General features: G+C 71.5%; 15 protein-coding genes. 4 read left to right on the forward strand and 11 right to left on the reverse strand.

Translation table 11 applies throughout. The features are described 5' to 3' along the window. Positions 1 to 78 precede the first annotated feature (78 nt). The 4 genes from R7226_RS11215 to R7226_RS11230 all read right to left on the reverse strand — a co-directional run bounded on the left by R7226_RS11215 (position 79) and on the right by R7226_RS11230 (position 7,201). On the reverse strand, positions 79 to 561 hold the full coding sequence (locus R7226_RS11215; RefSeq protein WP_318597243.1) for a hypothetical protein: 483 nt from the start codon (positions 559 to 561) through the stop codon (positions 79 to 81). Next, the gene (locus R7226_RS11220; RefSeq protein ID WP_318597244.1) at positions 558 to 4,097 is read right to left on the reverse strand and encodes a hypothetical protein; all 3,540 of its coding nucleotides are present in this window, start codon (positions 4,095 to 4,097) and stop codon (positions 558 to 560) included. Before R7226_RS11220 ends, R7226_RS11215 begins: the two co-directional genes overlap by 4 nt. 353 nt (positions 4,098 to 4,450) lie before the next feature. Then, positions 4,451 to 5,452 carry an LLM class flavin-dependent oxidoreductase gene (locus R7226_RS11225; RefSeq protein WP_318597245.1) on the reverse strand — a complete coding sequence of 334 codons (1,002 nt, stop codon included), beginning with the start codon at positions 5,450 to 5,452 and terminating at the stop codon, positions 4,451 to 4,453. Positions 5,453 to 5,461: 9 nt separating this feature from the next. Beyond that, positions 5,462 to 7,201, reverse strand: coding sequence for a S53 family peptidase (locus R7226_RS11230; protein WP_318597246.1), 1,740 nt, complete (start codon positions 7,199 to 7,201; stop codon positions 5,462 to 5,464). 118 nt (positions 7,202 to 7,319) lie between these two features. On the opposite strand from R7226_RS11230, the gene R7226_RS11235 reads away from it, so the two are divergent. Continuing rightward, entirely contained in the window at positions 7,320 to 7,739 is a 420-nt protein-coding gene (locus tag R7226_RS11235; protein WP_318597247.1) for a YciI family protein, read from the forward strand. 5 nt (positions 7,740 to 7,744) lie between these two features. Continuing rightward, positions 7,745 to 9,007, forward strand: a complete 1,263-nt coding sequence (locus R7226_RS11240; RefSeq protein WP_318597276.1) for an RNA polymerase sigma factor — start codon at positions 7,745 to 7,747, stop codon at positions 9,005 to 9,007. A gap of 16 nt (positions 9,008 to 9,023) precedes the next feature. Here R7226_RS11240 and R7226_RS11245 read toward each other — a convergent pair whose 3' ends face one another. From R7226_RS11245 to R7226_RS11255, 3 genes are read right to left on the reverse strand one after another with little or no spacing between them, the layout of a single operon-like run. Beyond that, positions 9,024 to 10,637 carry an AMP-binding protein gene (locus R7226_RS11245; protein ID WP_318597248.1) on the reverse strand — a complete coding sequence of 538 codons (1,614 nt, stop codon included), beginning with the start codon at positions 10,635 to 10,637 and terminating at the stop codon, positions 9,024 to 9,026. Then, entirely contained in the window at positions 10,634 to 11,404 is a 771-nt protein-coding gene (locus R7226_RS11250) for a crotonase/enoyl-CoA hydratase family protein (protein ID WP_318597249.1), read from the reverse strand. The genes R7226_RS11245 and R7226_RS11250 overlap by 4 nt, the downstream gene beginning before the upstream one ends. 17 nt (positions 11,405 to 11,421) lie before the next feature. Continuing rightward, positions 11,422 to 12,918, reverse strand: coding sequence for a hypothetical protein (locus R7226_RS11255; protein ID WP_318597250.1), 1,497 nt, complete (start codon positions 12,916 to 12,918; stop codon positions 11,422 to 11,424). Positions 12,919 to 13,033: 115 nt separating this feature from the next. Between R7226_RS11255 and R7226_RS11260 the strand changes: the two genes are divergently transcribed. Beyond that, positions 13,034 to 13,666, forward strand: coding sequence for a TetR/AcrR family transcriptional regulator (locus tag R7226_RS11260; RefSeq protein WP_318597251.1), 633 nt, complete (start codon positions 13,034 to 13,036; stop codon positions 13,664 to 13,666). A gap of 49 nt (positions 13,667 to 13,715) precedes the next feature. Then, complete coding sequence (gene dacB / locus R7226_RS11265) at positions 13,716 to 15,269, forward strand: D-alanyl-D-alanine carboxypeptidase/D-alanyl-D-alanine endopeptidase (protein WP_318597252.1); 1,554 nt, start codon at positions 13,716 to 13,718, stop codon at positions 15,267 to 15,269. 1,178 nt (positions 15,270 to 16,447) lie between these two features. On the opposite strand, the gene R7226_RS11270 is transcribed toward dacB, so the two are convergent. The 4 genes from R7226_RS11270 to R7226_RS11285 are packed head-to-tail and all read right to left on the reverse strand — an operon-like array spanning position 16,448 to position 21,582. Beyond that, positions 16,448 to 18,541 (reverse strand): bifunctional aldolase/short-chain dehydrogenase, encoded by a 2,094-nt coding sequence (locus R7226_RS11270; RefSeq protein WP_318597253.1) that lies wholly within the window; start codon positions 18,539 to 18,541, stop codon positions 16,448 to 16,450. Next, a complete protein-coding gene (locus R7226_RS11275; RefSeq protein WP_318597254.1) occupies positions 18,538 to 19,749 on the reverse strand; it encodes an L-rhamnose isomerase in 1,212 nt (403 codons plus the stop codon). The genes R7226_RS11270 and R7226_RS11275 overlap by 4 nt, the downstream gene beginning before the upstream one ends. Then, complete coding sequence (locus R7226_RS11280) at positions 19,749 to 21,281, reverse strand: rhamnulokinase (protein ID WP_318597255.1); 1,533 nt, start codon at positions 21,279 to 21,281, stop codon at positions 19,749 to 19,751. The genes R7226_RS11275 and R7226_RS11280 overlap by 1 nt, the downstream gene beginning before the upstream one ends. Further along, complete coding sequence (locus R7226_RS11285) at positions 21,274 to 21,582, reverse strand: L-rhamnose mutarotase (RefSeq protein ID WP_318597256.1); 309 nt, start codon at positions 21,580 to 21,582, stop codon at positions 21,274 to 21,276. Before R7226_RS11285 ends, R7226_RS11280 begins: the two co-directional genes overlap by 8 nt. Positions 21,583 to 21,584 lie beyond the last annotated feature (2 nt).

A 21,584-nucleotide genomic window follows, 5' to 3' on the forward strand; every position in this document is an offset into this window, starting at 1 on the left:
AACAGCACCACCGCACCCGCGCCCGCGCCGCCCCTTTCGGGCAGCGCGGGCGCCGTGCGTTCACGCGGCCCGTCGCCTTCAGTCACCCGCCGGAGCGCGGTACTCGCCGATCCGCGCGAGCGGCGTGCCCGTCTCGGGGCACACCCACCATGCCTCGTCGCCGGTCAGCGTCGCCTCAGCCGGGTGACCGTGCCCTGGGGAGCACATGGGGTGCAGCGGCCCCGGCACTCCTGGCAGCTCGTCGTAGCCCTCCTGCAGCCGCCACGCCAGCTCCACCGTCAGCGCCGCGCCGCGCAGCTCCAGGTCGATCCCGAAGCCGAAGTAGAGCGTCCCGCCGCTGCCGCGGACGTAGACGACGCCGTAGCGGGCGTCGTCGAGCACGGGCAGGAAGGCAAGCTCGAAGCGGCGCGGCGAAGGCCCTGACTCGGCCAGATCGGCGAACGCCGCCGCTGCTGGCCCCGCGAGCGCCGCCGGCAGCGCGGTCGGCACACGGCCGTCCTCCCCCAGCCGGTAGGCGGGGTTCGGGTCCTCCTCCAGCGGGCGCTGACGGTCGGGGTTCATACGAGCGCCAACACGAAACGATGGTTGGTCTGGATCACGGCTGTCACGGAAGCGCCTCCGACGCGCATGCTAAGCCTCCGATCGATCTGGAGCTGGTAGCCGACGCCCGTGCGGAGTCTCGGAATCTTCGAATGAAGCTCCCACCAGGCAGGAACGATTCTGTGGGCGCGATAGTAGGTCAGCTGTCGACCCGTACGGACGGAGAAGAGGTACGCGTCCATCCGCAGAGGCGTTGCACCGACGGTATATCTGAGCAGCGGCATCGTGTCCGGGAATTGGCTCTGCCAGTAGAGACTGCTCTGGCCTCTGATCGAAGAGTACGTCGCCGTCCCTCTGAGCCAGGGACCGCCGAGCGGATCCGTCTCGAAGAACACACGGTTGTTGGGGGTGTACGTCGCTCGTGACGTCGGAGGCTCGAAGACCGGCGGTGCGGCAGCAGGAGCGACAGCCGCGAACGACGCACTCGGTGGAGTGAGGCCGAGAGCGAGATAGTCGGCTCTCGCGAAGGGAACGCGTCTCCCACCTCTCATCCAGAAGTACGCTGTCTTCGTCGCCTGCTCCGACATGATGAAGTCGCTCGACGGCGCCGGGTCGAACGCCCCGGGAACGCCAGCCGAGACGAGGTCGGCCCCGCGCGGAAGCATGCTCAGCAGCCCGTCGGGAACGACCTGCACCGTGCTGAGGTCGAGGTCGAACTCGTCGGCGACCGCCGGCGAGGTCACCCAATGGCGAACGCTCGAGCGGACGACGTAGACGGCCGCGTCGCTTCTCTCGCGGAACAGGCCCTCGTCGCTCTCGGCGAAGATGCGCGCCTTGTCGGGCGTCCTCAGCATCGCCCACAACGCCTCGTAGTCGGCACGGGTGCGCAGATCGTGTTTGAGCGCGTCGAAGTCGACCTGATCGTCAAGTCCTCCATAGAGCCATGCGGCTCTGTAGAACTCGACGCTCCAGTCGGTTCTCGTCATGAATCCACCGCCGTCCCGTACTTCCACGCGCATGCTGTGCGGCCCGTCCGCCCAGCCGCGCGCGATCGGATCGACCGTGAGGTCGGCGCTCATCGCGGTCGGCACGCAGACGGGACCGCAACCGCGATCGCTCTGAGCGAGCAGCGTGGTGCCACCGCCTGTCGTCTCGAGCAGCTTGATCGACGCGACGCCGCTGCCGGCGTCGTCAGCGGAGACCGTCACGGTGCCGGACTTGAGCCGATCCTGACCGCGGCTGTCGTAGAGCCCGTTCGAGACGTTCACGAACGGCGGGTGGTTGTCGACGACGACCTTCCATTCCTGTCTCACCGTATGTTCCGGCAACAGCGTGCCGAATTGACGGTCAGTGACCTCGGCACGAATCGTGTGGACGCCGTCAGCCAATCTCGACGAGTCGAATCTGAAGCGTGCCCACCCGTGTGGCGTGTCCCAGTACCAGCCGATGCACGTTCTGGTCGGATCGGCGTACAGGAGGCTCTCGCAGTCGGGCAGGCAGCGGTCCGGTCTGTTGCATCCTCTCCAGGTCGTCCCGGTGTACGTGCCCAACGGATTTCCGTCGATCGTCGCACTGACCGAGTGGACCTCCTCGGGATCCTCCGCCGCGACGACGAGCGTGAAGATGCCCGTCGCGACCGTCGGTCTCGGTGCCACGTCGATCTCTCCGTCGACCCCGTCCGGGTGGTACATCCAGACGTCGGGCCACTGGTTGACCGCGTCGGGCGCCGGCGCTTCGGGCACGAGACCGTCGAGATCGATCGTCATGTCCTGGCTGTGCCCGCCAGCGAGCGTAAAGCGCACGACCCCCATGCCGCCGTCCAGTCTGAGCTCGCACCCGGCGCCGACCGCGACCGTCGCACCGGTGCACGAGTCGGACTCGCTGCCGGCCCACTGCAGGTTGCCGTAGACCAGCTCGACGTTGGTGATCGCAGCCGGCTCCGCTCCGGAGTCGATGATCATGACGGGCTCGTTGACGGACGTTCGCTCCGCGTGCAGGAACGGGCCCCTGGCGGGGTCGGGAAGCTCGAGCGGCGTCGGCGGATAGGAGCCGAGGTCGACGTCGACGTCACGCGCCTCGCCACCCTCCCAAAGGCGCACCACGCCTCTGCTCCCGTCGAGCGCAAGCGTGCAGGCGTTGTCTCTCGGCGCCAGCTCCGTACCGCTGCACGCGTCGGGATCGCTCACTTCGCTCCAGGTGAGATCGCCCTCGAGGATCTCGACGCGGTCGACGTCGAACGGCGCCTCGCCCGTGTTGACGATCGAGACGCGGCCATGCTGCCACGACGTCCACGGCTCGACCTCCAGCAGCGGATGCTGCGGCGGCATCGTCAGCTCGAGGTACGGACGCTTCGCGAGGTCGGGGTGAGTTGACGACGCGATCCCCGTCCAGCCGTGAGCGCAGTCGATCGGTTCGTACATGCAGCTGTAGCTGACCTCCCAGGTCATTCTGCTGCTCTCGAGCAGCAGGCTGGCGTAGGCGTTCTCGGTGACGTAGAACGGCTCTTGCGCGAAGCCGCCGCCGGTGCCCAGCATGAAGCTGCGCCACTGCCACACGATGTCGGTGACGTCGAACCTGACGCTGGTTCTCGCAGCCTGCTCGGACGCGATGACCGTTCTAGCTGGGTCGTCGTAGTCCTCACCCGCGATCGCACGCAAGCCGCTCGTCTGTCCAGCTCCTCCGGCCTCCTTCCACAGCACGAGGTGAGCCGAGTCGACAAGCTCGTTCATCTGCAGCAAGCCGGTGTAGACCCACGGGAACTCAATTGTCACACCGGTCTCGGAGTAGTCCCATCCCGTACCGATCTCACCGCCGATGTCATGGCGCGGGCGATTGGGATTGTCACAGTCCGGCGCGAGTCTGTCGTACTCCTGCGCGAGGTCGCCGACGAGCGTGGCGACCGAGGTGACCAGACATGTTCTGACAGGATCGACGTCGATCACGGGAACGACTGTCGGATCGACCGTCACAGGCCACGCGCGCGTGCGCTCACGCAGCCATCGCTCGTCGACGCGGTAGGAGAGGCGGTAGCTGTCACCTGCGAGCCGCTCGAGCCGATACCGGGGCGGCGCTGCCGCATAGCCGCCGGCATCGGTGACGACAGGCCTCGGGATGGTGAACACCGGACGCCCGGCTTTGACGATCTCGACCGTCCCGGCTCTGTTCACACGTGCAGCAAGCCCGGACGACAGCCGCACTCTGTACGCAAAGTCGGTCGGGGCGGCGACGCTCTCGAGCACCAGGTCTTCCTTCAGTCCTTCGGCAACCGCGCGCATCTTCACGGTCACGTCGGGCAGCGCGTCTTGGTACGTCGCCGTCGTGTCTCGCGCCGACGCAGGCGCGTCCGCACCTTCCAACCAGGTCTGCACCGAGCCGTGGGAGGTGGTGATCGTGGCGCTCTCGCCGGTTCCCAGCGCAGACGGCAGTGTCACCTCGGCAGGCCCTGCCTGGGCGGCGTACCCGACGCCGTCGTCACCGCTGCGCAGGTCGAAGTCGAAGTCGCGCCACCTGCCGCGACCGTCCTTCCACCGCACAGGCCCGGCCGAAACCCGGGTCACGCGCCCGCCGTCGCGCGTCTGCCACGTGGTCGACGTGGCAGTTCGCTGCGCCGTCACCTCGCGAACGGCCGTCGGCGGTCTGGCGATTCCTGCCGCGACCGCAGGCGCCGACGCCCACGTCAAACTCGCGGCGACAGCTGCTGCCGTCGCCCAAGCGCACCGTCTCATCTAGCCCCCAAGCAGTGGTCACTCGCGAACCCTGGTCCCGTCGCGAGTCTGAGGAGACGGTAACCGCGTTGGCACATATACGCTCATGTCCGCGCGGCTATTCGTGCGCGAAAAGGCTCGTCCAAGCGGCGAAAGACAGCGGGCCGCGATCGGGCATTGCGCGTCCGTCGGGCGCTTGCCCCTCCCTACGCCTCCAGCAGCGCCGGCAGCACGTCGGCGGCGAAGCGCTCGTTGGAGGCGGTGACGGCGGCCGGGTCGGCGTCGAGCGAGCCCGGTACGACGACGACCCGGTCGAGCCCCAGCGCGCGCAGTTCCAGCAGCCGCTCGCGCACCTGCTCCGCCGTGCCGCAGACGGCGAAGCGGTCGACGAAGGCGTCTTCCATCTGCCGCGCCGCCGGCGCCGCGCCCTGGCCGTGGCGCGCCTCGTCGTAGTCGGCGGCGAGCTGCGCGATGCCGCGTCTGGTGACGTCGGAGAGGCCATCGGTCGGCGCGCCCTCGGCGGCGAAGCGGGCGAGGATCGCGGTGCTGCCGCGGACGAGGTCGCGCGCCGCCGCGGGATCGGAATGGACGGCGACGTTGACGTAGGCGCCGAGCGAGAGCGGCCGGCCGTCGGCCGCGGCGCGGGCCGTCTCGATCGCCCAGCGCAGGTGGTCCGGCTCGGCGCCGACGGTGAAGTCGACCGCCTCGGCATGACGGGCGCCGCTGGCGATCACGTGCGGCCCGGTCGCGGCGACGGCGACCGGCACCTTGGGCTGCTCGGATGCGGCGATCCAGCCGATCTGGCTGCGCGCGCCATCGTCCAGCTCGACCTGCTCGCCGCGCAGCAGCCCCTGCAGCTCGATCAGCGCGCGCTCGAAGGCGGCGGCGGGGACCGGTCCGCGGCCGAGCTGCGTCAGCGCCGAGTCGCCGCGGCCGAAGCCGAGCAGCGCGCGGCCGCCGCTCTCCTCCTGCAGCGTCGCGGCGGCCGAGGCGGTCACGGCCGGGTGGCGGGTCGCGGGGTTGGTGACGCCGGGGCCGAGCAGGATCCGCTCGGTCGCGGCGGCCGCGAGCGCCAGCTCGACCCAGACGTCGGCGTTGAGGTTCTGGCTGTCGGCGACCAGCAGCCCGCTGAAGCCCCACGCCTCGGCCTGGCGCGCCAGCGCGGCCGTGCGGCGGGGAAAGGAGAAGGTGTGGAGGAAGACGTGCACGCGCCGACCCTATCCCTGTCCCGGCGCCGGCAGCGCGGTAGCGAGCGCGTCGAAGCGCGGGACACCGAGGCCGCTGGCGAGGTCGTAGCCGGGTGCGGCGCGGCGGCCCGGCACCTTCGCGAGGTAGCGGTTGTCGCCGGAGACGACGTCGAAGAGCGTGGCGGGCCTCTGGGCCGCGAGCGCGTAGAGGAGGCCGTTGACCGGGCCCAGCGGCGGCCGCCCGGCCGCCCGCTCGCGGGCGCTGAGCGCGGCGAAGGCGCCGGCCAGCAGCGGCGCCGAGGCGCTCGTGCCGGCGTCCTGCACCCAGTTGGTCGAGATGTTCACCGGCCAGCCGGGCAGCATCGAGGCGTGAGCGGCGACGTCGGGCACGGCGCGGCGCGCGCCGGCCACCGTCAGCGCGCGCTGGTACGGCGGGCGCTCCGAGACGGCCGAGAACCCTCCGCCGCCGGCGCCGCCGCCGTCGACGGAGGCGAGCCAGGCGAGGTCGTTCCAGACGACCTCGTCGACGCGCGCGTTGCCTGCGTCGAGCACCAGCCGCGTGCCGCCGACTGCGGTCAGGAACGGCGAAGAGGCCGGCCAGGTGACGCCCGCGTACGGCTGCCCGTTGCAGCTCGAGCCGAAGTCGCCGGCCGAGGCGAAGGCGCCGACGCCCGCGAGTCCCAGCCGCACCAGCACGCTGTCGAGCAGCTCCGCCCCCGCGCGTGCCGCGAGCGGCGCGCTGCGCGCGCGGATCTGCCGCTCGCACTGCCCATAGGAGATCGACAGCGTGTCCGGCAGCGACGGCGCGGCGAGCACCGCGGCCGGCGCCAGGAACCACAGCTCGGGCGCCAGCCATGCCTGCGCGAAGGTGACCGCGCGCAGGCCGGGCGCCATCCCGCGCACGAGCGCGAGATCCTCCTGCGGCTCGAACGATCCGCGCCCGAACGGTCTCGCCTGACCGTCGCTGCGCAACGTCCGTGTCGCCAGCTCCGGCAGGCCGAAGCAGCGGCCGCCGACGGCGACGTCCTCTGCCGCGACGCCCTCGCCGACGTTGACGATCGCGACGGCGCCGCCGCCGCCCGGCGCGGCGCCGAGCGCGTCGAGGCCGTAGGCGGTGCGGACCTGCGCGAAGGCGTACGCGCCGGTTCTGCGCGCGGCCTCGCAGCCACCGCTCCAGGTGCCGGCGTTGGCGGGCGCGAGGGTGGTCGCGGCGGCCGTCGTCCCGCGCGGCGCGCGCGCCCCAGCAGGCTCGGCCGCGTCCGCCCCGTTCGCCTCAGCCCCCGGCGCGCCGCGCTGCGAGCGCGTGTACGAGGCGACGACCTCGCGCACGTGCGGGCGCATGTCGCGCGGCAGCCGCAGTGCCCTGCCGCCGGCGACGCTCCAGCCGTAGGAGAGCGTGTCGTTGTCGTAGGAGTGCACGATCTTCACGCCGAAGACGCGCTCCAGCCGCCGCACGTCGCCGCTGAGCCGCGCGAACAGACGCGAGCGGTCGACGCGCACGACGAGCCCGTGGCGGCGGGCGGACCGCCGCAGGCCGGCGACCGTCGCCGCGCTGGCGCCGTAGCGCGCGGCGACCGCGCGCGCCGTGGAGAAGCCGCGGTAGCTCGCCGCGGCCGGGTCGGCGACCGCCGCGACAGCGGCGCGAGCCGCCGCCTCGGGCCGTCTGAGACCGAGGTAGAAGGTGATCTCCTGCCCGCCGGCCGACGCCGCGGAGGCTCCGGACAGCACCAGGAACGCGATGGCGACGGCGATCGGGAGACGTGAGCGCATCGGCCGCAGGGTACGCCTCCGCGGCCTGCGGAAGAATCTTCTCGCGGGCGTGTCGATTTGCCCCGGCCTCGTTCGACGTGTGAGTAGAGGCACCCCAGACCACAACGAGGAGGCAGCAATGCGTTTCATGGTGATCGTCCCCGGCAGCTCCGACACCGAGGCCGGCGTGATGCCGAGCACGAAGGAGCTGGAGGAGATGACGAAGTACAACGAGGAGCTCGTCAAGGCCGGCGTGATGCTGAGCGGCGACGGCCTTCACCCGACCTCCGCCGGCGCCAGAGTCCGCTTCGACGGCGGCAGACAGACCGTGCTCGACGGCCCCTTCACCGAGGCGAAGGAGCTGATCGCCGGCTACTGGATCTGGCAGTGCGCCTCGAAGGAGGAGGCGATCGAGTGGCTGAAGCGCGCGCCGTTCGACGGCGGCACCGAGATCGAGCTGCGCCAGGTCTTCGAGATGGACGACTTCGGCGACGCGGTGACGCCGGAGCTGCGCGAAGCCAACGAGCGCCTCGACCAGCAGCTCTCATCGCAGGAGTGACCGCGATGACGGCGTCGGCGACCAATCGCGCGATCGACGCCGTCTGGCGGATCGAGTCGGCCCGGCTGATCGCCGGGCTGACGCGCGTCGTGCGCGACGTGTCGATCGCCGAGGACCTCGCGCAGGACGCGCTCGTGGCGGCGCTGGAGCAGTGGCCGCAATCCGGCATCCCGGACAACCCGGGCGCCTGGCTGATGACGACCGCCAAGCACCGCGGGATCGACGCGCTGCGCCGCCGCACGACGCTCGAACGCAAGCAGGAGCTGATCGGGCGCGAGCTGCAGCTGCTGCAGCAGCTCGACCAGCCGGACCTCGTCGCGCAGATCGACGACGTCGAGGACGACGTCCTGCGGCTCGTCTTCATGACCTGCCATCCGGTGCTCTCGCGAGAGGCGCGCGTCGCGTTGACGCTGCGGCTGGTCGGCGGCCTCTCGACGCCGGAGATCGCGCGCGCCTTCCTCGCCGCCGAGAGCACCGTCGCGCAGCGGATCGTGCGCGCCAAGCGCACGCTGTCGGAGGCGCAGGTGCCGTTCGAGGTGCCCGGCCGCGACGAGCTGGCCGACCGCCTCTCGGCGGTGCTCGAGGTGATCTACCTGATCTTCAACGAGGGCTACGCGGCGACCGCCGGCGAGCACTGGACGCGGCCGGCGCTGTGCCAGGACGCGCTGCGGCTGGGCCGGATCCTCGCCGCGCTGCTGCCGCGCGAGGCGGAGGCGCACGGGCTGCTGGCGCTGATCGAGCTGCAGGCGTCGCGGCTGCGCGCGCGGGTCGGGCCGGACGGCGCGCCGGTGCTGCTCGCCGACCAGGACCGTGCCCGCTGGGACGGCCTGCTCGTGCAGCGCGGCCTGGCGGAGCTGCGGCGGGCGGAGCAGCTCAGCAGCGGCGGCCTCGGCCCCTACACGCTGCAGGCCGCGATCGCCGCCTGCCACGCCCGCGCGCGCACGATGGAGGAGACCGACTGGCCGCGGATCGTCGCGCTCTACGACGGCCTCGCTGCGCTCACCGGCTCCCCGGTGGTGGAGCTGAACCGCGCTGTCGCGGTGGCGATGGCGTTCGGGCCCGCGGCCGGGCTGGAGCTGGTCGACGCGCTCGCCGAGGAGCCGGCGCTGCGCGGCTACCACCTGCTGCCGAGCGTGCGCGGTGACCTGCTCGCGAGACTGGGCCGCGCGGCCGATGCGCGGGCGGAGTTCCTGCGCGCCGCCGAGCAGTGCGACAACGAGCGCGAGCGGGTGCTGCTGCACGACCGCGCGGCGGCGTGCGAGCGGTGAGCGGCCCGCGCGCCGCCTACCCCGCCGTCTCCTCCCCGCGTGCCCGCGCCGCCAGCTCGCGCTTGAGCACCTTGCCGGTCGGGTTGCGCGGCAGCTCCTCCAGCAGCACGACCTCGCGCGGCACCTTGTAGCGCGCGAGATGGGCGCGGACATGCTCGCGCAGCCCGTCGCCGTCGATCGCGGCCGCCGGGGCGAGCACGACGAAGGCCATCAGCCGCTGGCCGAACTCGTCGTCGGCGACGCCGATCACGGCCGCCTCGTGCACCTCGGGATGGGCGGAGAGCAGGTCCTCGACCTCGCGCGGGAAGACGTTCTCGCCGCCGGAGACGATCATGTCGTCGTCGCGCCCGTCGACGAACAGGCGGCCGCCGCCGTCGAGGTGGCCGACGTCACCGGTCGACATCAGCCCGTCGACGATCGCCTTGCGCAGGCCGGGGTCGGTGTAGCCGTCCATCCGCAGCTGCGAGGAGACGAAGATCCGCCCCGTCTGCCCCGCCGGCACCGGGCGGTCGTCGTCGCCGAGCAGCCGCAGCTCGGTGCCCATCGGCGGCGTGCCGGCGGTGCCGGGCGCGGCACGCAGGTCGGCCGGCGTCGCGATCGTCGCCCAACCGGTCTCGGTCGAGCCGTAGAAGTTGTAGACGACGTCGCCGAAGGCGTCCATCGCGCGCGTCGCGAGGTCGCCGGGAATCGCCGAGCCCGACAGCGGGAGCGCGCTCAGCGATGCGTGCGAGTAGCGGGCGCGCACGTCCGGCTCCAGCGCGAGCACGCGCTGCATCATCGTCGGCACCATCGCGACGGCGTCGACGTCGTGCGCCTCGATCACGCGCAGCAGCTCCTCCGGATCGAAGCGGCGCCGCAGCACGATCGTCGTCGGCAGCGCCAGCCCGAGCGTGAAGTGCAGCAGCCCCCAGCCATGGAACAGCGGCGCGGCGATGTGGTGGACCTGGCCGGCGCGGAACGGCAGCCGGTCGAGGATCCCGGCGACGGCCGTGAGCGGCGCGCCGGTGCGCGCGGCGCCCTTCGGCGTGCCGGTCGTGCCGGAGGTCAGGATCACCAGCTTCGCCGTCTGCGGCGGCGCCGGCAGCGGCGTCGCGGCGCCGGCCGCCAGCTGCTCCAGCGTCGGCCGCCCGGGAGCGCCCTCGCCGTAGCCGACGAAGCGCCGCCCCGGCAGCGCGCCGTCGGGCAGCAGGCGGTCGAACTCCTCGTCGGAGATCAGCGCGACGCCCTGCTCGCGTTCGAGCGTGTCGAGCAGCTGCGGGCCGGCGAAGTCCGTGTTGAGGAAGAGGATCGTCGCGCCGAGCTTGGCGCAGGCGAGCAGCCCCTCGACGAAGGCGCGGCCGTTGCGGCAGAGCAGCCCGACGCCGTCGCCCGGTCCGATCCCGGCGGCGCGCAGCGCCTGCGCGATCGCGTCGGTGCGGCGGTCGACCTCGCCGAAGGTGAGCGTCCCCTGCTCGTCGTGGATGTAGGGCTGCCGCGGCCGCATGCGCGCGGCGGCGGCGAAGCCGGCGGCGGGGCCCGGCCCGTAGGCGCGCAGCGCCTTGACGCGCTGCGCCAGCTCGCCGAGGCGGGGCGTCAGGATCCCGGCGTCGGCGAGCGCCTTCGCACCGCGGCCGATGTCGCCGACGTTCATCTCGCCTGCCAGACGGGGTCGCGCTTCTCGGCGAAGGCGACCGCGCCCTCGCGCGCGTCGGCGCTGATGATCACGGGCCCGGCGATCTCGCCCTGGCGCGCCCAGAAGTCGTCGCCGTCCCAGGCGTCCTGCTCGTCGAGGATCCGCTTCGTCGCGCGCAGCGCCAGCGGCGCGTTGGCGGCGATCGTCGCGGCCAGCTCCAACGCGGCGTCGAGCGCCTCGCCGTCGGCGACGACGCGGTTGACGAGCCCCAGCTCGGCGGCGCGCGCGGCGCCGATCGGCTGCCCGGTCAGCGCCAGCTCCTTCGCGATCCCGCGCGGAACGCGGCGCGCGAGCTGGCGCAGCCCGCCGGCGAGCGCGACGAGGCCGCGCCGCACCTCCGGCACGCCGAAGATCGCGCTCTCCCCCGCGACGATCAGGTCGCAGGCGACGGCGATCTCGAAGCCCCCGGCCAGCGCCGGCCCTTCGACGGCGGCGATCAGCGGCTTGTCGGAGGCCTTCTGCGTGATGCCGGCGAAGCCGCGCACGGGCACGCCGGGGAACTCACCGCGCGCGAACGCCTTCAGGTCCATCCCGGCGCTGAAGTAGCCGTCGGCGCCGGTCACGACGCCGACCGAGAGCGTGTCGTCACCGTCCAGCTCGTCCATCGCGGCGGCGACCAGCTTGGACATCTCCAGGTCGAAGGCGTTGCGGACCGCGGGCCGGTCGAACGTGACGAGCTGGACGGCGCCGCGGCGCTCGACGCGGACGGAGGGGCTGTCGGACATCGCTCTGCTCCCTGTGATTAGACGAGGTCGAAGCTGCGGTCTGCGTGCAGCGCGACGCGCGCGCCGAGGAAGTCGTCGCCGGCCATCGCCGCCATCACGGCGGGGTCGTCGGACTTCGCCAGCGCGCGTTCGCCGGCGTCGGTGAGCGCGAAGAGGATCCCGTAGGCGGGAGCGCCGTCGCGGCCGTAGATCAGCGTGCAGGTCTCGGCCGTCGCGGTGACCTCGGCGGGCGCGATCACGGTGCGCGGCGGGGGCGCGTCGGGCACCGGCTCCAGCGCCGCGAACGGGCGTGCCGGCGGCTCGTTGCCGTAGAGGCCGAGGGCGTGCTTGGTCGCGTACCAGCCGAGCGCGGTGCTGAGCCCGACCGCCCCGGCCGGTGCGTCGCGCAGCTGCAGCGCGACGGCGATCGCGCCGTGCGTCGCGTAGCTGTTGCCGGGGCCGCCGAAGAAGGTCAGCCCGCCGGTGCAGGTCAGCGGCCGGCCGGGGTCGTCGAGCGGCAGCTCCAGCTCGGTCGCGGCGAGCTGCACCGCGGCCGGGAAGCAGGAGTAGAGGTCGATCGGACCGAGCTGCTCGGAGGTGATCGCGGCGTGCTCGAAGAGCGCCTGTCCGCAGGCGCGGATCGCGGGTGAGCGGTGCAGCTCGCGCCGCTCGGAGAGAAACCACTCGTCGGTCGCGCGCGCGCCGGCGTGGAGGAAGACCCAGCGCTCGCGCGGGATGCCGAGCGCGTCGGCGACGCCAGCCGCGCACAGCAGCAGGGCGGCGCCCTGGTCGACCTGGATGTTCGCGTTGAGCAGCTTCGTGTAGGGCAGCGTGACCTGCCGGTTGTCCGGCGTCGGCGTGCGCAGCGCGGCGGCGTCGTAGGCCCGCGGCGCCCACGCGGCCGGCTGGTCGGCGGCGACTCTGCTGAAGCACGACCACAGTCCCGCGATCAGGTCGAGCTGCTCGTCGGCGCTGCGACCGGCAGCGGCGCGGATCGCGTTCTCGATCAGCGGATAGGCCATGATCGGCGCGATCATGCCGACGGCCGTCTCGGCGTCCGTGGCGGCGGCGCGATCCTCCTCCAGCACCTCGCCGGCGCGGCGCGCGGGGTCGGCGGCCGGCCAGTCGGGCTGGCGGCCCTCCTTGGCGAGGCGCGCGACGGTGCTGAGCGCCTCGGCGCCGCAGACGATCGCGGCGTCGAGCTGACCGGACTGGATCCGTGCACCCAAGGTGTTGACGAGCAGTTGCGGCCCGTTGCCGCCCTGCATACTGGAGCGCAGCGTCGGCAGCGCGGCGTCGAGGCCGAGCAGCTCGCCGACGCGCCGGCCGGGGTCGCCGTCGCCCCACGCCGCCGCGGGCACGGCGCCGAGCGCGCCGACGCGGCGCAGCAGCGCATCGCCGGCTCCGGCGTCGGCGACGGCGGCGCGCACCGCCTCGGCCATCAGGGCCGCCGGCTCGGTCGGCCCGTCGTCGCCGGGCCGGCGGACGGCCTCGCCGAGACCGACGAGCACGGGCAGGTGGGGATCGAGCGTCATGGCGCGATCCTACTCATGTGGAACGAAGCGTTTCAAGTTGTAAGCGTCCGTTCCACTCGCGCGCGCGGCGGTGACTCCTGTGCGACGATCAGGCCGTGCCACGGAGCGCGTTCAGATGAGTACCGACAGCGGCCGCGTCTGGGGCGGCATGACCCCGACCGAGCGCGAACAGCGCCGGCGCGAGCAGTTTCTCGCCGCCGGCCTGGAGGTCTTCGGCGAGCGCGGCTGGGCGGCCAGCACCGTGCTCGACGTCTGCCGCGAGGCGAGGCTCAGCCAGCGCTACTTCTACGAGCAGTTCGCCAGCCGCGAGGCGCTCTTCCTCGCCGTCGTCGACCGCGCCGCTGAGCAGATCGAGGCGGTCGTCCGCGCCGCCGCGGTCGCGCCCGGTCGCTCGCCGCAGGAGCGCGCCGCGGGCGTCCTGACCGCCCTTGCCGAGCATTTCACCGCCGACCCCCGCACCGTCCGCGTCACGCTCGTCGAGTCGCTCGCGACACCGCAGTTCCGCGCCCGCCGCGCCAGGCTGGTCGAGGCGTTCGGCGCGCTCGCCGCGCGCCTGATGGTCGGCCTCAGCGCCGATCCGAGCACGGTCGACCGCCGCAGCCTCGAGCTCAGCGCGCTGGTGATCTCCGGCGGCATCGCTGAGGCGCTGATCGCCTCCGCCACCGGCCGCGCTCCCGCGAGCGCCGCCGAGCTGGTCGGCCATCTGACCGCGCTCTACACTGCGGCGGCAGCGATGGCGGCGCGCTGACCGGCGTCGCGCGCGCGAAATCGATCAGCGAAGCAAGGACGTTGCCGTGATGAGACGTGCGTGGATCGGTGCCGCAGCAGTGGCGCTGACCTCCCTGGCCGGGTCGAGCGCCCAGGCGGCCCCGATCCAGTCGGTGCCGGGGCTCGACCCGTCGGCGCTGACGGTGATGAACGAGCCGGCGTACGCGTCGGGGCAGTGGTTCATCTCGGTGCGGGATCTCGCCAGCGGCCAGCCGCTGATCTCCTACAACGCCGACACGCTCGTCGAGCCGGGATCGGTCGTCAAGACGTACAGCATGGGCGCCGGGTGGATCGAGTTCGGCCCTGAGTCGCATGTCGTCACGCCGGTCAAGCGCAGAGGCCAGGTCCGCGGAGGCGTGCTGCGCGGCGATCTGATCCTCGTCGGCAAGGGCGACATGACGCTCGACGGCCGCACCAAGCGCGACGGCAGCGTCGCCTTCACCGATCTCGACCACAACGACGCCAACGTGCTGCCCGGCGCGACGCTGACGCCGCAGAACCCGCTCAGAGGCCTCGACGTGCTCGCCAGACAGGTGCGGGCGGCGGGGATCAGACGCGTCGCAGGCAACGTGATCGCCGACGACCGCCTGTGGGAGACCTACCAGCTCGAGAACGGCCCGATCACCCCGATCGTCGTCAACAACAACCTGATCGACTTCACGACGCGGGCCGGCAGAGTCGGCCAGGTCGCCGCGACGCAGATGCGCCCGAAGGTCGCGCCGTGGAGGGTGACCAGCCGCGTCAAGACGGTCGCCGCCGGCAAGCCGACGCAGATCGCCGTCTCCTCCCCATCGCACGGTCGCGTGGTGCTGACGGGCACGATCGCCGTCGACAGCGACCCGGTCGTCAACACGTACGCGTTCGAGGACCCGGCGACGTTCGCGCGCACCGCGTTCATCGAGGCGCTCGGACGGGCCGGCGTCCGCGTCAGCGCCAACCCGATCGCGACCAACCCCGCGCAGCGCCTCCCCCGCAGAGCCGCCGTGACGCGGCTGCCGGCGGTCGCGCAACTGAGATCGCTGTCGCTGCGCGAAGAGGCGACCTACACGCTGAAGGTCAGCTACAACCGCGGGGCGCAGACGATGATCTGCCGGCTCGCGGTCGCCGCCGGCAGCACCGACTGCGACGCCGGCATGGCGAAGGCGGCGCAGATCTGGCGCAGAGCGGGCCTCGACACGAAGAACGCGACCCTCATCGACGGCTCCGGCCTGACCGGCAACCTGATCACCGCCGACAACGAGGTCCACCTGCAGTCGATCATGGCGAGACGCCCCGACGCGGCGCAGTGGCGCGCGACGCTGCCGATCCTCGGCGTCGACGGCTCGCTCGCGCTCGTGCAGCCGAACGGACCGGCGACCGGCAGAGTCTTCGCGAAGACGGGATCGCTCGCCGCGCCCGACTTCTTCAACGACCGCTACCGCCTGCCGGCGAAGGCCCTCGGCGGCTACATCGACGCCAAGAGCGGCCGCCGCCTCGCCTTCTCGATCGTCGTCGCCAACGGCATCTACGACGACATCAACGGCGTCTTCGCCGCCAACGACGACGTCGGCAAGGTCGCCACGATCATCCAGCAGACGTACTGAGCGGCGTCGCACTCGCGAGCACGCGCCCCGGCCGCACGCCGAGCCGCGGCATCGAGGCCCGGTGTGACGTCTTCGCCGTGGGCGGACCCCCTTAGGGCTCCGCCCACGCTCAAGCAATACTGGATTATCCGGCCACTATATTAGCGTTACGACTGGACGTGGCGGCCGCACGACGAGGTTCCCTGCCAACTTTGCTCCCGTTGGGCAGCCCGCTCCAATTAGGTCTGTAACGGCAAGCACGCCCGGGGTACTGACGGTGACACTTGTGATTTCACCCGTGACGGGATTGCGGTTGAAGACAGCTCGAATTCCAAGTGCGTTATATAGACATAGCGCGCCGATGGTATATAGGATTAGGAAGCCGGGCCCATTGCTCCGCACATCTGTCGTTATTGCCGATATATTCGGTAGCGTTCCCGTGAACGACGTATAGCTCAGAACAATGCCGTTTAGGACAGTTACCGTTCTGATAACCGCGCTGCAGCCAGAAACCACAGTTCTACCGACCCCGGTTAGTAGGAGCGTTCCTATCGGCTGACCGACGACCTTGGCTATCGTGTTCGGGGTTAGGAGCGCAAGAGTGAGATTGCACGTAGTTGTGAGCCCGGAAGCACTCAACGTCAGGATACCGGTAGCCGTCGCACTTAGGGGATTGATTGAGAATCTCGTAGCGCTTGCTGAACCCACCACAGCGCTGAACGCGACTGTCGCGATGATGCTGGCTATCAGGGCATGAACCCATCTATTTGACATGGATGCACTCTCCTATTTACGGCGATACACGAGCGCGCACGGGATCCATGACACCCCCTTGACTCGATCTCAGACAAAGTGCCGCACGCCACACCAACCTTACGCACCTAAAAAAGGAGCGTCAAGCGTCGTGTCCGTTCCAGCACACCGAACATGCCACGGCGTGCCGCCGCTGGGCGCGCAATGTGACGACTGGTGCAGATCCACGTTCCCCCCAAAGCAAACCGGCGAACCCCCGCCCCGCGCGGATGGGGCGCGGGGCGGGCAGCTCGCCGTGGGGAGGCCGCGCGCCGGGATCGAGGGGTGACGCGCGGACCTCGGAACCGGCGCCGCGCTTGAGACCGAGGGGGCGCGGCGCCGGGGTGTCGGAGCCGCGCTGCAGACCGGGCGCGCGGCTCCAAGGGGAGGGTGTCGGGAAGGGCGACCTACCGCGAGTACGCGGCGGGGACGCCTCCGTCGACGTTCAGCACGTTGCCGGTCGACTTGCCCGAGCGGACGGGCGAGGCGAAGTGGAGCACCGCCTGGGCGATGTCCTCCGGCAGGATGTTGACCTTCAGCGTCGTGCGAGCGCGGTAGTGCTCCTCGAGCTGGTCGGGGTCGATGTTGTACGCCGCGGCGCGCTCCTCGCGCCACGACGAGCCCCAGATTCTCGAGCCCTGCAGGACCGCGTCCGGGTTGACCGTGTTGACGCGGATGCCGGCGGCGCCGCCCTCCTCGGCGAGGCAGCGGGCCAGATGCAGCTCCGCGGCCTTGGCCGACGAGTACGCGGCCGCGTTCTTGCCCGCCACGAGCGCGTTCTTCGACGCGACGAAGACGACGCTGCCGCCGTTGTCCTGGCGGCGCAGGATCTTGAACGCCTCGCGCGCGACGAGGAAGTAGCCGCGCGTCAGGATCGAGTGGTTGCGATCCCACATCTCGACGCTCGTCTCCTCGATCGGCGCGCTGGAGGCGATGCCGGCGTTGGAGACGATCACGTCGACGCCGCCGTAGGTCAGGACGGCGTGGCGGTAGGCGGCCTGGACGGCCTCCTCGCTGGTCACGTCCATCGCCACGCCGAGGCCCTCGTCGCCGTACTCGCCGGCGACGCGCTCGGCGCCCGCGGCGTCGATGTCAGCGGCGATCACGACCGCGTCCTGTGACGCGAGCGCGTCGAGGATCGAGCCGCCGATGCCGCCGGCGGCACCCGTGACCAGAGCGATCTTGCCCTGCAGCTCGCGCGGCGGCGGGGCCTGCGCCAGCTTGTACAGCTCCAGCGGCCAGTACTCGACCGCGAACGACTCCGGCGCCGTCAGCGAGGTGAACGAGTCGATCGCCGAGGCGCCGCCCATCACCTCGATCGCGCGGTGGTAGAGGTCACGCGCCAGGCGCGCGTTCTTCAGCGTCGTGCCGACCGAGACCATGCCGACGCCCTGGATCAGGACGACACGCGGATCGGGATCGCCGAGCGTCTCGCCCGACTGCGCGTTCGGCGTGAAGTAGTCCTCGACGTACTCCTTGCGGTACGTCGCGGCCGCCTCGCGCACGCGCGCCGACAGCGTCTCGACGTCGTCCGACGCCGGGTCGTACGAGATCCAAAGCGGGATCCGCTTCGTGTGGACGAGGTGGTCGGGGCAGGCGGCGCCGACCTGCGACAGCGTCGGCGCGTCGACGGAGGAGACGAACTCCAGCGTCGAGGGCGAGGCGTCGACCTGGAGGATCTTCGCGCGCTCGCTGGAGACCGCGCCGCGGATCGCGGGCAGCAGGTCGGCCAGCAGCTCGTCGCGCTGCTCGCCCGAGAGCGGCTCGCGCGCGGCGCCGCCGAAGCGGGCCTTCGCCTTGCCGGAGACGTAGTCGGCGGCGCGGTTGATCGCCTCGATCGTGTTCGCGTACGACTCCTCGCCGGTCTGACCCCAGGTGACGAGGCCGTGCTTGGCGAGGATCACGAAGCGGACGCCCTCGCCGCGCGCGGCGAGACCGACCTGCTTGGCGAGCGTGAAGCCCGGGCGGATGTACGGGACCCAGACGGCCTCGTCGCCGAAGACCTCCTTCACGAACTGCTCGCCGTTCTCGGCACCCGCGAGCATGTTGATCGCGTCGGGGTGCGTGTGGTCGACCTCGGGGGCCGGCACGAACGCGTGCAGCAGCGTCTCGATCGAGGAGCGCGGCATCTCGGGCGCGACCTGCGAGCGGGAGAGGTAGGCGACCATCTCCTCGTCGACCATCTCGTCGCGCTCGATCAGCGGCAGGATCTCGTCGAGCCGCAGACCGGTGAAGTTCTTCGCGCCCATCGTCGCGAGGTCCGAGCCCGAGCCCTTGACCCACAGCACGTCGACCTCGCGGCCGGTGTGGTCGGTCTCCTTGCTCTTCGACGAGGTGTTGCCGCCGCCGTAGTTCGACACGGCGCGGTTGGCACCGAGCAGGTTGCTGCGGTAGACGAGCTCGTCGAGCCCGCCCTTCGGCGCCTTCGCGGCGTCGTAGAGGCTGTCGGCGCGCGGCGCCACCGGCGCCGCCGTCGAGGTCGTGTCAGTCGTCTGGCTCATGCGCCAAGTCCTCCCGTAGTCGCGGCGGCGGTGCGGCGCGAGCCGACACGCTCCCACCAGTCGCCGTCGCGGAACGCGGCGACGGGATCGGCCGCCGCGCCCTTCTCCTCACGGACCTTCGCGGTCAGCGGCCGCACGTCCGTGCGGAACGCGTCGAGCAGCAGCTCGTGCGCCCCGAGGACGTCGCCGGCCGCCTGGCGCTCAGCGAGCGCGACACGGTCGACGAGCAGCGCCTTCGCGAAGGCCTCCTGCAGATTGACGACCGAGAGGACCATCCCCTCGATCTTGTGCTCGACGATGAACGCCTGGTCGATCGTGAGCCGCGGGAGCGTCGGCATCGCCGCCAGCTCCGTGTAGATCAAGAACAGCTCGAACGGGTTGACCGAACCGACGATCAGGTCGTCGTCGCCGTACTTGCGGTTGTTGAAGTGGAAGCCGCCGAGGCGGTCCTCGTCGTCCAGGAAGGCGACGATCTGCTCGATGTTGACGCCCTGCGCGTGGTGACCGAGGTCGACCAGCACCTTCGCCTTCGGGCCGAGCTTCTGGCAGGTCAGCAGCGACGCGCCCCAGTCGGCCAGCTCGGAGGCGTAGAAGGCCGGCTCGTAGAGCTTGTACTCGACCAGCAGCTCCATGTCGGCGTCGAGCGCGGCGTAGACCTCGGAGAGCGACTCGTGCAGCCGGCGGCGGCGCGCGACGAACGAGTCCTGGCCGGCGTAGTTGGTGCCGTCGGGCAGCCACAGCGAGAGGCCGGTCGAGCCGACCTCGCGCGCGATCTCGATGCACTCGAGCATGTGATCGGTCGCGAGCCGGCGCACGGCGGCGTCGGGGTTGGCGAGCGAGCCGAGCTTGTAGCGCTGGTCGCCGAACAGGTTCGGGTTGACGGTGCCGACCTCGAGCCCGAGCGACTCGGCGTGCGCCTTCAGCTCGCCGTAGTTCTCGAGCTGGTCCCACGGGATGTGGATCGCGACCGACGGCGTGATGCCGGTGAGGCGGTGGACCTCGGCGGCGTCGTCGAACTTCTCGAACGGGGTGCTCGGCAGACCCGCGGGCGGGTAGGAGCCGAAGCGCGTGCCGGCGTTCGCATAGCCCCACGACGGGGTCTCGATGCGATGGTCGGCGAGGCGCTGCTCGATCGCCGCCACGTCCAGGCCGCGCGCCGACAGGCGCTCGACCAAACGGTCGTAGTCGGTACGGCTGGTGTCAGACATCAGGGGTTGGTTCCTTGGGTGGGTGCGAAGTCGGCGACGGGTGCAAGACCAGTCACGGAGAGGAAGCGCGCGTACAGCTCTTCGTAGGCGGCGCGGTCGGTCGAGGGCTCGTAGACGTCGGAGGAGAACGAGGCGCCGACGATCTCGCGGATCTCCGCGAGCGAGTCGACCTTCCCCTGCGCCAGCGCCTGCGTCATCACGTTGCCGAGCGCGGTCGCCTCGATCGGTCCGGCGTGGACCGGGCGGTCGAGGATGTCCGCGGCGAGCTGGCAGAGCGTCGCGTTGCGCGAGCCGCCGCCGACGACGTGGACGACCTCGGCGCGGCGGCCGGCGACGCGCTCGATCCGCTCCAGCACGAGGCGGTACTTGCAGGCGAGCGACTCCAGCGCCGTGCGGATCGTCGCGCCGGCGTCCTTCGGCGGCTCCTGCCCGGAGCGGATGCACAGCTCCGCGATCCGCGCCGGCATGTCGCCGGGGTGCAGCAGCTCGGGTGCGTCGGGGTCGATCAGCGGACCGCCGAGCGGGGTCGCCTGCGCCATCCGGTGGAGCGCGTCGTAGTCGTGGTCGACGCCCTCGCGCGCCCACTGACGGCGGCACTCCTGCACGAGCCAGAGGCCCATCACGTTGCGCAGCAGGCGGATCGTGCCGTCGACGCCGCCCTCGTTGGTGAGGTTGTAGGCGCGCGCCTCCTCACTCGTGACCGGCTCGTCCAGCTCCATCCCCAGCAGCGACCAGGTGCCGCTGGAGAGGTAGGCGAAGTCCTTGCCTCTGGCCGGCACCGAGACGACCGCCGAGGCGGTGTCGTGGGCGCCGATCGCGATCACGTCGGGGACGGGATCGAGCCCCGACTCGGCGGCGATCTCGGGCCGCAGCGGCGCCAGCACCGTACCGGCGTCGACCAGCGGCGGCAGGATCTGCGCCGGGATGCCGATGCGGACGGCCAGCTCGCGCGCCCAGTCGCCGGTGTGGACGTCGAGCAGCTGCGTCGTCGAGGCGGCCGTGCGCTCGCCGGCGAGGCGTCCGCAGAGCCAGTAGGCGAGCAGGTCGGGGATCGTCGCGAGCGCTCTGGCGGCATCGAGCTGCGCGCTGCCCTTGTGCGCGGCGAGCTGGAAGATCGTGTTGAACGGCATGAACTGGATGCCGGTCGCGCCGTAGATCTCCTCGGCGGGGATCTGCTCCAGCACCTGCTCCATCACGCCGTCGGTGCGATGGTCGCGGTAGTGGAAGGGGTTGCCGAGCAGGTCGCCGTCGCGGTCGAGCAGCCCGTAGTCGCAGCCCCAGGCGTCGACGGCGATGCCGTCGATCGGGCCGTCGGCGCGACGCGCCGCCGCCTTGATCCCGGTGAGGATCTCGCGGTGGATGCCGAGCACGTCCCAGTGCAGTCCGTTCGGGAGCCGCACCGGGCCGTTGGCGAAGCGGTGGATCTCCTCCAGCTTCACGCGGCCGCCGGCGACCGTTCCGAGCTGGACGCGACCGGACTCCGCACCAAGGTCGACCGCGATGTAGCGAGCAAGTGCCTGCGCACTACTCAAGGTGAAACACCTCCTCGATCGGAACCATCGCCTCGTCGGGACGGTTGCCGAACAGCTTTGACATCTCCGTCTGCCAGCGGGTGTTCACCTCGGTGACCGACATCTTCTTCTGCGCCGCCTCGAAGTCGTCCGTCTCGAGGTAGCCGATCAACAGCCCGTCGGGCCGCAGGAAGAGCGAGTAGTTGTGCCAGCCGGCCTCGCTCAGCGCTTCGCGCATCTCCGGCCAGACGGCAGCATGCGCCTCCTTGTAGGCGGCGTGATGCTCGACCGGCACCGTCAGCGTGAAGCAGATCCGCTGCATGC

The organism is Conexibacter stalactiti (assembly GCF_033542075.1).
GTDB classification, from domain to species: domain Bacteria; phylum Actinomycetota; class Thermoleophilia; order Solirubrobacterales; family Solirubrobacteraceae; genus Conexibacter; species Conexibacter stalactiti.

Bases quoted from the DNA above. Each gene is read 5' to 3' on its own strand.
- R7226_RS11255 (WP_318597250.1), bottom strand. From the start codon at position 12,918: ATGACGCTCGATCCCCACCTGCCCGTGCTCGTCGGTCTCGGCGAGGCC.
- R7226_RS11240 (WP_318597276.1), top strand. From the start codon at position 7,745: ATGACGGCGTCGGCGACCAATCGCGCGATCGACGCCGTCTGGCGGATC.
- R7226_RS11275 (WP_318597254.1), bottom strand. From the start codon at position 19,749: ATGTCTGACACCAGCCGTACCGACTACGACCGTTTGGTCGAGCGCCTG.
- R7226_RS11260 (WP_318597251.1), top strand. From the start codon at position 13,034: ATGAGTACCGACAGCGGCCGCGTCTGGGGCGGCATGACCCCGACCGAG.
- R7226_RS11245 (WP_318597248.1), bottom strand. From the start codon at position 10,637: ATGAACGTCGGCGACATCGGCCGCGGTGCGAAGGCGCTCGCCGACGCC.
- R7226_RS11215 (WP_318597243.1), bottom strand. From the start codon at position 561: ATGAACCCCGACCGTCAGCGCCCGCTGGAGGAGGACCCGAACCCCGCC.
- R7226_RS11285 (WP_318597256.1), bottom strand. From the start codon at position 21,582: ATGCAGCGGATCTGCTTCACGCTGACGGTGCCGGTCGAGCATCACGCC.
- R7226_RS11230 (WP_318597246.1), bottom strand. From the start codon at position 7,201: ATGCGCTCACGTCTCCCGATCGCCGTCGCCATCGCGTTCCTGGTGCTG.
- R7226_RS11250 (WP_318597249.1), bottom strand. From the start codon at position 11,404: ATGTCCGACAGCCCCTCCGTCCGCGTCGAGCGCCGCGGCGCCGTCCAG.
- R7226_RS11270 (WP_318597253.1), bottom strand. From the start codon at position 18,541: ATGAGCCAGACGACTGACACGACCTCGACGGCGGCGCCGGTGGCGCCG.
- dacB (WP_318597252.1), top strand. From the start codon at position 13,716: ATGAGACGTGCGTGGATCGGTGCCGCAGCAGTGGCGCTGACCTCCCTG.
- R7226_RS11235 (WP_318597247.1), top strand. From the start codon at position 7,320: ATGCGTTTCATGGTGATCGTCCCCGGCAGCTCCGACACCGAGGCCGGC.